Annotated in this window: 5 protein-coding genes; 1 reads left to right on the top strand and 4 read right to left on the bottom strand. The window is 56.6% G+C overall.

The genetic code is table 11. The features are described from left to right. Nucleotides 1–19 precede the first annotated feature (19 nt). The 4 genes from GSQ81_RS14090 to fusA all read right to left on the bottom strand — a co-directional run bounded on the left by GSQ81_RS14090 (nucleotide 20) and on the right by fusA (nucleotide 10,120). Nucleotides 20–3,142: an efflux RND transporter permease subunit gene (locus GSQ81_RS14090; RefSeq protein WP_158911328.1), complete on the bottom strand. Its 3,123-nt coding sequence runs from the start codon at nucleotides 3,140–3,142 to the stop codon at nucleotides 20–22. Beyond that, entirely contained in the window at nucleotides 3,139–6,453 is a 3,315-nt protein-coding gene (locus GSQ81_RS14095; RefSeq protein ID WP_158911329.1) for an efflux RND transporter permease subunit, read from the bottom strand. Before GSQ81_RS14095 ends, GSQ81_RS14090 begins: the two co-directional genes overlap by 4 nt. Continuing rightward, nucleotides 6,450–7,685, bottom strand: a complete 1,236-nt coding sequence (locus tag GSQ81_RS14100) for an efflux RND transporter periplasmic adaptor subunit (RefSeq protein WP_158911330.1) — start codon at nucleotides 7,683–7,685, stop codon at nucleotides 6,450–6,452. Before GSQ81_RS14100 ends, GSQ81_RS14095 begins: the two co-directional genes overlap by 4 nt. Nucleotides 7,686–7,948: 263 nt before the next feature. Beyond that, the gene (gene fusA, locus GSQ81_RS14105; RefSeq protein ID WP_158911331.1) at nucleotides 7,949–10,120 is read right to left on the bottom strand and encodes an elongation factor G; all 2,172 of its coding nucleotides are present in this window, start codon (nucleotides 10,118–10,120) and stop codon (nucleotides 7,949–7,951) included. A gap of 565 nt (nucleotides 10,121–10,685) precedes the next feature. Here fusA and GSQ81_RS14110 point away from each other — a divergent pair. Beyond that, the gene (locus GSQ81_RS14110; RefSeq protein WP_158911332.1) at nucleotides 10,686–14,030 is read left to right on the top strand and encodes a glycoside hydrolase family 38 C-terminal domain-containing protein; all 3,345 of its coding nucleotides are present in this window, start codon (nucleotides 10,686–10,688) and stop codon (nucleotides 14,028–14,030) included. The last annotated feature ends 58 nt before the right edge of the window (nucleotides 14,031–14,088 follow it).

A 14,088-nucleotide genomic window follows, 5' to 3' on the forward strand; every position in this document is an offset into this window, starting at 1 on the left:
AAACCGTGATGGCTCGAATTTAATCTGTGGCGGGGGTTGGACCGACCGCAGGATGAAACGTGTCGTGCTTCTTCCTGCCCTGGATGCGAAGACGAAGGCGATCGAGGGTAAGGTAGACGACGGGAGTGGTGTAAAGAGTCAGGAGTTGGCTCACAAGGAGTCCTCCTACGATGGTGATGCCCAACGGGCGGCGGAGCTCAGAGCCCATGCCAGTTCCAAATGCAAGCGGAATGGCTCCAAACATTGCAGCCGTAGTGGTCATTAGAATGGGACGGAAGCGAAGCATGCAGGCTTCAAAGATCGCTTCTTCGGGGCTTATCCCCTGTTCGCGTTCGACCTGAAGCGCAAAGTCAATCATCATAATGGCATTCTTTTTAACGATGCCTATCAGCAGTACGATGCCGATGATTGAGATTACGTTCAGGTCCTCGTGGAAGAGGAGAAGCGCAAGCATGGCTCCGACGCTGGCAGACGGCAGCGTCGACAGAATCGTGATGGGATGTACCAAGCTCTCGTAAAGAATACCGAGGACGATGTAGACGGCGAAGATAGCGGTCAGGATAAGGAGAGGCTCGGTACTGAGAGAATCCTGGTAAGCCTGCAGCGTGCCGGCGAAGAAGCCGTGGACGGTGGCCGGGATGCCCAACTGATCCTGCATCTGGTCGATAGCAAGTGTTGCATCGCTGAGCGAGACGCCTGGTGCGAGATTGAAGGAGATCGTATCCGACGGAAAGAGCCCTGTGTGGTTAAGAGACAGGGGTATGGTGGTGGCTTGGTTTGTAGCCATCGTAGAGAGCGGAATATTGCCGGTTGCTGTCGGGTTGGTGCTTCCCCCTGGGCGAAGATAGATATTTGTAAGTCCTGCGGGGCTCTGCCAATACGGGGGTGCGACCTCAAGAACAACGTAGTACTGATTGAGTTGGGTGTAGATCACTGAGACTTCGGATTGACCGAAGGCACTATAGAGAGAGGAGTCGAGTGTCTGAGCAGTCTGTCCTAGTCTGGCCGCTTTAACTCGGTCGTAGTCCAGCAAGAGATCCAACCCGCCATTTTGTTGGTCGGTATTGACGTCCTGCAGGCCGGGGAGGTGCTTCATATGCGCCAGCACAATCGGACCCCATTTTGAGAGATCGGCAAGGTTGTCGGCCTGAAGCGTGTACTGATAAAGAGCGCTGCTGGATCGTCCGCCGATGCGAAGGTCTTGCGAGGCCTGAAGGAAAGTGGAGGCCCCGGTAAGCTTGTTCAACTTCGGGCGTAGGCGGTCAATCACCGCCTCGGCGCCAATCTTGCGAACGTTGAGTGGTTTCAACGTAACATAGACAAAACCCCCGTTGCCGCCACCTGTAAAGGCAATGACAGTCTGGACAGCTGGGTCTTTCACTACGACATCTTCCACCTGCTTCGTGGCAGCGTCCATCGCTGGAAAAGAAGCATCCTGTGGCCCTTGGATTCCACCTTGAATAGCGCCCGTATCCTGCTGGGGAAAGAAACCTTTGGGGATCTTTATAGCGATGGCGACATTCAGGAGAATCGTAAGGAAGAGAACCGTGAGCGTGAGGCCGGGGTTGTCGAGAACCCAGTGCAACGTACGGCGATAGAGGGAGAGTACCCACTCGAAGAACCTCTCGTTCGCCATGTAAAGGCGGCCATGCTTTTCTTTGTGCTCATCTTTCAGGATGTAGGCGCACATCGTGGGCGTAGTTGTGAGAGAGATGACCATCGAAACCAGGATGGCAGTGGAAAGCGTGATAGCAAATTCGCGGAAGAGTCGGCCAACGATTCCGCCCATCAAAATCAGCGGAATGAATACCGCGATGAGCGAGAAGCTAATGGACATGACGGTGAAGCCGATCTCCTGCGCGCCTTTGAGAGTTGCAGCGAAGGAGCCCATACCGGCTTCCAGATGGCGAGTGATGTTCTCCATGACGACGATAGCGTCGTCGACGACGAAGCCTGTAGAGATGGTAAGCGCCATCAGCGATAGGTTGTCGATGCTATAGCCGAAGAGATACATCACTGCCAGAGTGCCTATGAGAGAGACTGGCACGGCGACCGCCGGAATGAGCGTCGCCCGCGCATTCCGAAGAAAGATGAAGACAACAAAGATGACGAGGACAATGGAAAGAAGGAGCGTCCATTCAACGTCGTGAACCGAAGCCTTGATAGTGGTCGTGCGATCGAGCATGACAGTGACGTCGATTCCATTCGGAATCGAAGCCTTCATGGAAGGAATCGCAGCGAGGATTCGGTTGTTGGTATCGATAATGTTGGCGCCAGGCTCGCGGTGGATGATGATGTTAATGGCGCGTTTGCCGTTGAGATAGCCACCATTACGGATGTTCTGCACGGAGTCGATGACGTCCGCGACATCGGACAGATGAATGGCCGCCCCATTCTTGTAGCCAACGATCAGCGGCTGGTAGTCCACCGCTTTTGAAATCTGATCATTGGCAAGAATATCGGCGGTGGTGTTGCCGTCGGTAATCTGCCCCTTCGCCAAAGCGGAGTTCTGCAGGCTGAGTACTGACTGGAGATTGGCCATGGTGAGGCCGTAGCTAGCGAGTTTGGTGGGGTTTACCTCAACACGAACGGATGGAAGCGCGCCTCCGCCCACGGCTACCTGTCCTACGCCCTCAATCTGCGAAAGTTTTTGTTGAAGAACTGTAGAGGCTTCGTCGTAGAGCTTGCCCGGATCGTAGATATCGGACGTCAACGTAAGGATCATGATCGCAGCATCAGCCGGGTTGACCTTGCGATAGGTGGGATTTCCAGGGAGGTTAGCAGGAAGATAGGTGCGCGCTGCGTTGATAGCTGCCTGGACATCGCGTGCCGCGCCATCGATATTGCGGCTCAAATCGAATTGGATCGTGATCTGAGTCGAACCGAGACTGCTCGAAGAGGTCATCTCAGTAACGCCAGCGATATGGCCGAACTGCCGCTCGAGCGGTGTAGCCACAGAAGAGGCCATGATCTCGGCGCTGCCTCCAGGCAGACCTGCCTGAACCGAAATCGTAGGAAAGTCCACCTGCGGCAGAGGCGAGACCGGAAGTACGGTGAACGCAATCGCTCCGGCGATGGCGATAGCGATAGTAAGCAGCGTCGTCGCTACCGGCCTGTGGATGAAGGGCTCGGAGATGTTCATGGCTGCCCTACGTGTTGCGGTTCGTTGCCGTTGTGTGCCTTTCCTTTGTGGGAGAAGCGCGCGGCCAGATTGTCAAAGAAGATATAGATGACCGGCGTGGTGTAAAGGGTGAGGACCTGGCTAAGAAGCAGTCCGCCGACCATAGCAATGCCGAGCGGCTTGCGCAGCTCAGAGCCTTCGCCAGTCCCGAAAGCAAGCGGAATGCCGGCGAGAAGCGCAGCCATCGTGGTCATCATGATGGGACGGAAACGGAGAAGACAAGCCTCGTAGATGGCGTCGGTAGCACTTTTCCCGTGCTCTCGCTCTGCTTCGAGAGCAAAGTCCACCATCATGATTCCATTCTTTTTAACGATACCTATGAGCAGGACAAGTCCTATGATCGCGACGATGCTGAGGGACTGATGGAAGATGATGAGAGCGAGGAATGCACCGACACCAGCAGAGGGAAGCGTAGAAAGAATGGTGATGGGGTGAATGAAGCTCTCATAGAGAACGCCCAGCACGATGTAGACGGTGACAAGAGCGGCGAGGATGAGGAGTGGCTCATTCGAGAGAGAGTTACGAAAGGATGCCGCAGTGCCCTGAAAATCTGCTTGGAGGCTGGCCGGCATGTGCATGTCTTTCTGCACTTTGGTGATGGAGTCGATGGCACCCCCGAGGGAGCCGTCGGGGGCCAGATTGAAGGAAACTGTGATGGCAGGAAACTGTCCCTGATGCATGATGGAGAGCGGCTCGGTAGTCGTCTGAAAGTGCGAGAAGGCACTGAAAGGCACCGAATTGCTGATAGAAGAGCTGGTGGCACCAGCGGAACCTGCTCCCTGGGTGATGGTGGCAGCGCTGGACGTAAGAGGGCTGACCGGCGGCACCAGCACGTTCGACGAAGGAGTGTAAAGTGGCGAAGTGGTGAGAGCGTTTGATCCGGCTGACGTGGAGCCCTTACCGGAATCCGAAGAGCCGCCTGCGCCACTAGTACCCGTAGCGGCGTTGGACTGGATGTAAAGATGGCTAAGCATACTAGGGTCGAGCTGGAACTGCGGCTGGGCCTCAAGAATGACGTGGTACTGGTTAAGCTGCGTGTACATCGTGTTGATCTGGCGCTGGCCGAAGGCATCGTAAAGCGTATTGTCGATGGTGGTTGGCGCAATGCCGAGCCGCGATGCGGTGTTGCGGTCGATGACAAGATCTACGGCGAGGCCACCCAACTGCTGGTCGGTGGCGATGTCTTCAAGCCCCGGTAGCTGCTTCAGCTTATCGACGAAGCGGGCGGTCCATAGGTTGAGCTCGTTCTGGTCGGGGTCTTCGAGAGTGTACTGGTATTGGGTGCGGCTGACGCGGTCGTCGACCGTGATGTTCTGCACGGGTTGCATGTAGAGCTCGATGCCCTGCACATCTTTCAGCTTGCGTTGAAGGCGGCGAATGACGTCTGAGGCGCTGAGGTCACGCTGATTAAGCGGCTTGAGATTAATCGACATTCTGCCGCTGTTGATCGTGGTGTTGGTTCCGTCGGCTCCGATGAAGGAAGAGAGACTCTCGACGGCAGGATCTTGGAGGATGACTGCTGCCAGTTCCTTCTGCTTTACCGCCATGCTCTTGGAGCCGATGGTTGGCGAGGCCTGCGAGATGCCCTGAATGACGCCGGTATCTTGCACAGGGAAGAAGCCTTTAGGAATGATGATGTAGAGATAGATGGTGAGTATAAGCGTTGCAACAGCGACGAGGAGTGTGATGGTCTGAAAGCGCAGGACGAATTTGAGCGTGCGTCCGTAGAAGGAGATCATGCTCTCGAAGACACGTTCGGAGGCCTTGAAGAATCGGCCTTGCTGCTCCGGTGGAGTGTGCTTGAGGATGCGTGAGGCCATCATCGGGGTAAGAGTAAGCGAGACCACAGCGGAGATGACAATGGTGACGGCCAGCGTCACTGCGAACTCGCGGAAGAGTCGGCCAATGACGTCTCCCATGAAGAGCAGCGGGATGAGAACGGCAATCAGGGAGACAGTCAGCGACATGATGGTGAAGCCGATCTGTTCGGCTCCCTTGAGGGCCGCCTGCATAGGCGAGTCACCCTCTTCAAGATATCGCGCGATGTTTTCAATCATGACAATGGCGTCGTCGACGACGAAGCCGGTGGAGATGGTGAGCGCCATGAGCGATAAATTGTCGAGACTGTAGCCGAGTATGTACATCACGGCGAAGGTTCCGACAAGGGACAACGGTACGGCCACGCTGGGGATAATGGTGGCGTAGAGATTGCGCAGGAAGAGAAAGATAACCATCACGACGAGAGCGATGGTAAGGAGCAGCTCGAACTCTACATCGTCGACTGAGGCCTGGATTGAGGTGGTGAGATCAGTGAGCGTGGTGATCTGGATGCCAGCAGGAAGAGAGGCCTCAAGCTGCGGCAGCAGGCTTTTGATGCTCTTGACGACACTGATGGTATTGCCACCGGGTTGGCGCTGAATGTTAACGATGATGGCCGGGGTCTGGTTCATCCATGCGGCCTGAACGCTGTTTTCGACGCCATCGACGATGTGTGCAACGTCGGTAAGCATCACCGGCGCGCCGTTTCGATAGGCAACCACAACCTTTTTGTAGTCACCACTGGTGACAAGTTGATCGTTGGCATCGATCTGATAGTCCTGGCGCGGACCGTCAAAGTTTCCTTTGGCTGCGTTGACACTGGCCTCGCTGACTGAGGTGCGAAGGTCTTCAAGGTTCATGCCGTAAGAGGACAGCGCCGTGGGATTGGCCTGAATGCGTACCGCTGGCTTCTGTCCGCCGCTGATGCTGACGAGACCGACTCCGCTGAGCTGCGAGATTTTGGGCGCGAGGCGCGTGTCGATGAGGTCTTCTACAGCAGAAAGCGGCATCGTGTTTGACGTGATCGCGAGGGTCAGGATGGGCGCGTCAGCAGGATTCGTCTTGTTATAGATAGGCGGCGAAGGCAGGTTGGCCGGGAGATAGCTCTGCGCCGCATTGATGCCCGACTGCACCTCTTCTTCGGCGACATCGATATCCAGATTGAGATTGAACTGGAGAACGATGACGGAGTTGCCGCCCGAGCTCGAGGAGGTCATTTGACTGAGGCCCTGGAGCTCGCCAAACTGCCGCTCCAGTGGCGCAGTCACCGTGGTAGCCACTACGTCGGGACTGCCTCCGGGATAGAAGGTGACGACCTGAATGGTCGGGTAGTCAACCTCAGGCAGCGCGGAGACGGGCAACTGCGTGTAGCCTACAAGGCCAACCAACAGAATGGCCGCCATCAACAGCGACGTCGCAACAGGACGAAGAATAAACGGGCGTGAGGGACTCAAGGAGCTTCACTCCCTGTGGTGCTGGTTGGAACAGGCGTCTTGGAGATGATGATTTTGGAGTTGTCCTGCAGTTTTTCGAAGCTGCTGTCAGCAAGGACGTCGCCCGGATTGACGCCTTCGATCTGAGTGGTGTTGTCGTCCGTTACTCCCGGCTTCACGCTGCGAACGTGCGCCACATTGTTTTGAACGATATAGACGAAGGACTCCTGTCCATTGTGCTGCACTGTCGACGAGGGAACAAGGGTCACATTGTGGAGAGTGTTGACCAGCAATCGGGTATTGATGAACTCGTTAGGAAAGAGCACGCCGTTCTTGTTGTCGAACAATGCGCGGGCTTTCACCGTTCCGGTCGTCGTGTCGATTAGGTTATCGAGCGTTAGCAACGAGCCCGTGGCAATCTTATTCAGCGATGTCCGGTCAAAGGCATACACCGGAAGCTTTGCTCGCAGGCGAGGTTGAACCTGTCCGAGATTGTCTTCGGCAATCGTAAAGATCGCAGTGATCGGCTGTATCTGGGTAATCACTGCGAGCGTTGTCCCACCCGATGATTGAACGACATTGCCGGGGTCAACCAGCCTCAGTCCGATCCTGCCGGTAAACGGTGCCGTGATATGACAATAGTCAACCTGCACCTGGTCGTATTGGACAGTGCCCTGATCGTTTTTGACCGTACCCTCGTCCTGAAGAACGATCTTTTCCTGATCATCAAGAGTCTGCTTTGGAATCGCATTGCGACTCCATGCGTCCTGATAGCGAATGAGGTCCATCTTGGCCTGGGCCAGGATATTTTCATCCCTCTCCAGAATGCCCTGCGCCTGCAGCAGGGTGGCGCGGTAAGGACGTGAATCAATATCAACGAGAGGAGCGCCCTGGCGGACGATCTGTCCCTCCTGATAATGCACCGAGGTCACCACCCCATTCACCTGACTGGTGATGGACGCGGTATGAATCGGCGTGACAGTACCGATGGCATCCAGGTAAATACCGATGTCACCCTTTTGCGCCGTCGCCGTGGTAATCGTCGCCGTTCCCCCTGCACCGTGGCGCGAGGGCTTTTTCGCCGTATCGTCGTGATGATGCAGAATCAGGAAAAATCCGATCCCAAAGATCAAGAGGATGACGACCCATACGATAATCCGGACAGTCTTATGGTGCTGATGCTGCTCCGAAGTAGGGGCCGGAAGTTGATGGTCCGGGCTGATAGTTGGGTGTTCCTTTGAATCGGATGACAATGTGTCTCCTGGCCAAACGGTTAAAATTTGGACTTGAATGCTGTTAGTCCGCATACTTATGGACGTACAAGTACCCCGGTATAGACTCAGTCGGGGCGAAAGCATCTTGGTCTAATTGGCAATCAGGTGAGAAACAATCGTTTTTCTCTACCGAGAAGGTAAGTTTCCCTGCCTTGCCTATCCGATTATCAATCAAAACCGGAGCGCTCTGGCTGGAATCGTGTAACGTTTCACTGCGAGAGCCCAAATGAGCCCTATCTTCGCTATTCTTCCGCCTCGTCATGCACCATCTTCTTCGCGGTCGCCAATATCTTCTCCGCCACAAGCTGAGGTACGACATCGTAATGGTCCATCTCCATGTGGAAACTGCCGCGTCCCTGGGTGATGGAGATGAGCGTCGTTCCATAGGTAAGCATCTCAGCCATCGGCACTTCGGCGCGCACAATGGTTCCTGCACCACCGCTCTCCATGCCTTGTACCCGTCCGCGACGGCTGTTTAGATCGCCGATCAGCGCACCGGCAAACTCGTCAGGGGCCTCGATCTCAACATGCATCACCGGCTCAAGAAGGGCTGGCTTTGCCAGCTCCATGCATTTGCGAAATGCAGCATGTGCAGCCATCTTGAAGGACATCTCGCTGGAATCGACGTCGTGATAGCTGCCGTCGAAGAGCGAAACCTTGAAGTCGACCACAGGGTAACCCGCCAGATAGCCGCGAGCAGCCGACTCATGGATTCCCTTCTCGACCGCCGGGACATACTGCCGCGGGATCGAACCACCAAAAATATCGTTCACAAAGACGATGCCGCTGCCCCGTGCCAGCGGCTCCATCCGTATCTTGCAATCGCCAAACTGCCCATGCCCGCCCGTCTGCTTCTTGTGGCGCCCCTGCGCCTCGGCGTGTCCCCGGATGGTCTCGCGATAAGGCACCTTCGGGGCCTTCAGCGTCACCTCCGTATGGTAGCGCCGCTTCAGCTTGGAGACGATGGCCTCAATATGAGGCTGCCCCGCACCGGCGACCAGAAACTCACTCGTCTGCGGGTCACGGAAGAACCGCACCATCTGGTCTTCTTCCATTAACTTATGGAGAGCGGGGCCGAGTTTGTCTTCATCGGCGCGGGTCTTCGGCTCGATGGCATAGGTCATGGCCGGTTCCGGCATAGACACCGGTTCAATAAAGATCTCGTTCGCCTTGTCCCCGAGCGTATCCCCTGTAAGCGTAACCCGCAGTTTGGCGACCGCCCCAAGATCGCCTGCGTGTAGCTCCGGCACTTCGACCGCCTTGCGGCCCTGCATGATGGAGAGGTGAGCCAGCCGTTCCGGCTCCTGCCGGGTAAAGTTCTGCACCGTGGTATCGGTCTTGATCATGCCGCTGACGACCTTGAAGAACGAGATCCTGCCAGCAAACGGATCAGTCATCGTCTTATAGATATAGAGGGCAACGGGTTCCGTATCGTCGACGCGTCGCATGACAATCTCTTCCTGAACCACCTCCGGCGCACTCGTGGCCTCGCCATTGCCCGCACGAAAGGGCGTGCCGGGCGAGGTCAGGATTCCCCCCGCTGCCACCGGCTCTCGCTCGACCGGAGCGGGGGCATAAACCTTCAGGAAATCAAGGAGATGGTCCGTGCCCACATTTTTCAGGCCGCTGGCATAGAGGACCGGAAAGATCCGGTCTTCCCGTATGGCCTCGTGCAGAGCGGCGATAAGGTGGTTCTCGGGAATCGTGCCCTCCCGAAAGAACTCCTCCATCAATTCATCCTTGCCCTCGGCGACCAGTTCGACGAGCGCCTCGTGTGCGGCCTTCGCGTCGGCAGAGATCGGCTCTGGAATCTTGCCTGCCTCCCCATGCCCATCGCCATCCGGCTCATAGAGAAACGCCTTCATCGTCACCAGGTCCACTACACCGTGGAAGCCATGCTGATCGACAATCGGCAACTGCACCGGCACCACCTGGCGTCCCCACTTCTCCTGCAATAGCTCGATCATCCGCAGGCGCCCCATCCTGCTGTCCGCCTTGGGGTGGTCGATCTGATTAATGACCAGAATGCGAGGCAGGTTGACCTCGGCCGCATACTTCCACACCCGGTCCGTCACAGCCTCCGCCCCGATCTGCGCATTCACGACGATCAGCGCGGTCTCAACCGGCAGCATGGCCGCGCGCGCCTCGTGAACAAACATGTGAAAGCCGGGAGTATCGAGCAGATTGATCTTCACCCCGCCCCACTCGGCAAAGGCAAGGGCATTGGCCATGGTCGTTCGGCGCGCAACCTCCTCTTCGTCATACGCGGTTACAGCCGAACCATCCTCTACCCGCCCTTTGGTCGGCGTCATCTTTGCGGCGTGCAGCAATGCGGAGATCAGGGTCGTTTTGCCGCTATGGGAGTGCCCCACGACAGCGACATTGCGGATATCATTTCCCGAGTAAACCTTCATCGAATGAGTCCTCCTGCATCAGGTGGATCGTCAGACTCTCCTACAGCAACCTCGCCACTCTCCTCGGTTAGATACTGCCATGGCTGGCTGTGACCAACTTCAGACCCACGGAAGGCCTTCGTTCCAAGGAACAGGGATGCTATCACAGACCGAAATAATCCTTTGTTTATCTCCTGACCTCAAATTTGGACTAAACTCCCGCTGTACATTTAAATAGGATTTTTCACCTGCGTAATCGGTAACGCCAGGGAAGCGGTAAAACTTTTATTTGACAGATGAATACTCGAAACGCGAACATGTGTCGATGTGATAGCGCAATCATGTTTGGTATTCAAAGCTGCGGAACAATGATCGAACGGAACGTTCAAGAGGGTCGCGAGGCAATGAGACAAGGGGTGGGCAGGTTTTTGTGCCTCTGCACCTCAGTTCCAATCTCTCGCATTCTTCCATCACTCCCTCAGAGACAACCCGGAGCAGTGATGCTGAATGCGACGGTGGTAATTGAAAACAAGACAGCGCGCTGCTGCCTTAGACGAACAGGTATTCATTAAGTAAGGAGTTGTACATGAACGTTTTTTCGCGTCTCCATACGGTACGCAACTACGCTGGGGCACTGCTGGCTTCGGCGATATTGCTCGCACCGTTCTGCCTCGGCACCCCTGCCAACGCCCAGCATCGCAGACATGGCGTTGATATTCCGTCAACGCTCTCCCCCGAGTCGCAAAAGGTCGTCGAGCGGCTCGGCTCCTTTGACTATCTGCCCGCCGAGTCATGGCGCTCACACCTCGGCAACGTCGCCCATGGCGAAGCCGCCGATCTGGACGACAGCAGTTGGCCGGTGGTAAAGCCCGGTAGCCAGGGGGGCACCGACGCGGTCTGGTATCGCCAGCTTGTGGAGATTCCCAAGACGCTCAATGGCTATGACCTGACCGGGGCGCGCATCTGGTTCAAGTTCAACGCCCGTGGCGATCGCTCCATGCCGCAGATCATCTACTTCAATGGCCGCCGCGTCGCTCTCGGCGACGACCTTGAGCCGATCGTCCTCTTCGACAACGCCAAGCCCGGCGACAAGATTCTGGTCGCGGTCAAGCTGCTTCCCACCGTCGGCGAGAAGCGGTTCGGCGGCTCGATGCTGAAGATCGACTTCGCCTCCAACCGGCCCGACCCGTCGGATCTTCAGGATGAGTTCATCTCGACCGCTCTGCTGATCCCGTCGCTCTCCAAAAATGCGACCCAGGATTTCGCCACGCTCCAGAAAGCCATCGCCGCAGTCGACCTGACCGCACTGGACGCAGACAACCAGACGAAGTTCGATGCCTCTCTGACCGAAGCGAAAAATGAGATCGAGCCGCTCAAGCCCATGCTTCAGCAGGCGACCTTCCATCTCACCGGCAACTCGCACATCGACGCCGCTTGGCTTTGGCCCCGCACCGAGACCGTCGACGTGGTGAAGCGCACCTTCGGTTCCGCATTGCAGTTGATGAACGAGTATCCGAACTACACCTATACCCAGTCCGCCGCGCAATACAACGAGTGGATGCTTGAGAAGTACCCCGAGATGAACGCCGAGATCAAGAAGCGCATCAAGGAAGGCCGATGGGAGGTTGTCGGCGGCATGTGGGTCGAGCCCGACCTCAACATGCCTGACGGCGAATCGCAGGTGCGCTCCATCCTGCTCGGCAAACGCTGGTTCCAGAAAGAGTATGGAGTGGATGTTCGCATCGGTTGGAACCCCGACTCCTTCGGTTACAACTGGCAGCTTCCCCAGATCTACAAGCGTTCCGGCATCGACTACTTTGTCACCCAGAAGATGACATGGAATGACACCAACCAGCTTCCTCTCAAGCTCTTCTGGTGGGAGGCGCCGGACGGCAGCAAGGTGTTGACCTACTTCCCCGAGGGCTATGGAAACACCGACCTCGGTCCGGTGAGACTATCGACTGACCTGGTTTCGGCGCGCAAGCGTTCCCCCGGACTCGACTCGATGATGGACCTGTATGGCGTCGGCGATCATGGCGGCGGCGCAACCCGCTCCGTGCTTGATCAAGGCGACCATTGGGCGGAATCGAACAAGATCATTCCCAACATGAAGTATGGTCTCGCACAGCCTTTCTTCACCCACGTCGAGCAGGAGATTGCCAGCGATTCTCCTACGTGGGACTACAAAACCATCGCCAAGGGATACACCTATCCGACACCCGAGGAAGGCAAGATCCACATCCCGACCTGGAAGGATGAGCTCTATCTCGAATACCACCGCGGAGTCTTCACCACCCAGGCCAACCACAAGCGCAATATGCGCGACAGCGAAGAGTGGACAATCAACGCAGAGAAGTACGCTTCGCTGGCATGGCTCAACGGCGACTCCTATCCCAACAATCGGTTCACCGACGCATGGGAGAAGATCACCTTCAACCAGTTCCACGACCTCGCCGCAGGCTCCGGAATCGGCATCATTTATAAGGATGCCCAGAAGGACTACGATCAGGTTCGCTGGGAGACCAACGAAGCCTCGACCAAGGCACTCCATACCCTCTCGTCTGAAGTAGATACGCGCACACCCCTCGGTGTTCCCGTATTCGTCTTCAATCCGCTTGCATGGGAGCGTTCCGGCGCCGTAGAAGTTGACGTTCAGTTGCCATCGGCATCGTCGAACGGTGTCTCCGTCCTTGACTCGAACAACCACGTCCTGCCTTCGGAGGTGTTGTCCACCGATGCGAAGACCAATAGCTACAAGCTGCTGGTCGATGCAAAGAACGTACCTTCCCTGGGCTACGAGGTCTTGCACGTCGTTGCCGGAACCAAGCCGTTCGTCAGCGATCTGAAGACCAGCGGATTGACTCTGGAAAACGCGGCGCTTCGCGTCGTCGTTGACCCCTCGAACGGTTGCATCACCAGCCTCTTCGATAAGAAGTCGAACTTCGAGACGCTGGCCAAGGGTGCCTGTGGCAATCAGCTCCAGACCTTCAAGGACACTCCCAAGGACTACGACGCGTGGAACATCGATCCCGGCACGCTCGATCACAACACGCCGATCAGCGCAGTTGACTCCGTTCAGCTCGTCGATAAGGGACCCATGCGCGCTACCATCCGCGTGACGCGCACCTGGCAGAGCTCGAAGTTCGTACAGGACATCACGCTCTATGCAGGTTCGGACAAAGTCGTCGTCGGCAACGATATCGACTGGCACGAGACTCACGTACTGTTGAAGGCGGCGTTCCCACTGGCAGCGTCCGGGCCGGAGGCAACATACGAGATTCCCTACGGCACCATCCAGCGCGCAACCACTCGCAACAATAGCTGGGAGAAGGCCCGCTTCGAGGTTCCAGCCATTCGCTGGGCCGACCTTGGAGATCAGCAGCACGGCTTCAGCCTGATCAACGCAACCAAGTATGGATACGACGGACAGGACAACGTTCTGCGGCTCTCGCTGCTGCGTTCTCCCGTATCGCCTGATGCTGAGGCCGATCGTGGACCACACCACTTCAGCTATGAACTCTATCCTCACGCCGGAACGTGGAAGAGCGCTCTGACCGAGCGTGCCGGATACGAGTTCAACTACAAGTTGCGTGCGAGCCAGGTCGAATCGCACACCGGCAGCCTGCCTCGCGAGCACTCCTACATCGCGGTAAGCCCGGATAATGTTGTCCTGACCGCAGTCAAGAAGGCGGAAGACGACAACAGCCTCATCTTCCGTGTCTTCGAGTGGGCAGGTAAGCAGTCCGACGTAGTCTTTACTCTACCCAAGGGCGCGACCTCCGCGACCGAGACTGACCTGATGGAGAAGCCTATCGGTTCTCCGCTGACCGTCTCTGGAGATAAGGTCACCGTCCCCATCCATCCTTACGAGATTCTGACTATCCGCGCGGACTACCCCCACGCGCAGACAGAGGCGCAGAACAACAAGTAAGCAACACAACCAACCGAACCAGCGATGCCGCAGAGTAGCTCTGCGGCATCGCTGTTTT

Source organism: Granulicella sp. L56 (assembly GCF_009765835.1).
Lineage (GTDB): Bacteria > Acidobacteriota > Terriglobia > Terriglobales > Acidobacteriaceae > Edaphobacter.

Coding starts and splice junctions, on each gene's coding strand:
- GSQ81_RS14090 (WP_158911328.1), bottom strand. CDS start 3,142: ATGAACATCTCCGAGCCCTTCATCCACAGGCCGGTAGCGACGACGCTG.
- fusA (WP_158911331.1), bottom strand. CDS start 10,120: ATGAAGGTTTACTCGGGAAATGATATCCGCAATGTCGCTGTCGTGGGG.
- GSQ81_RS14110 (WP_158911332.1), top strand. CDS start 10,686: ATGAACGTTTTTTCGCGTCTCCATACGGTACGCAACTACGCTGGGGCA.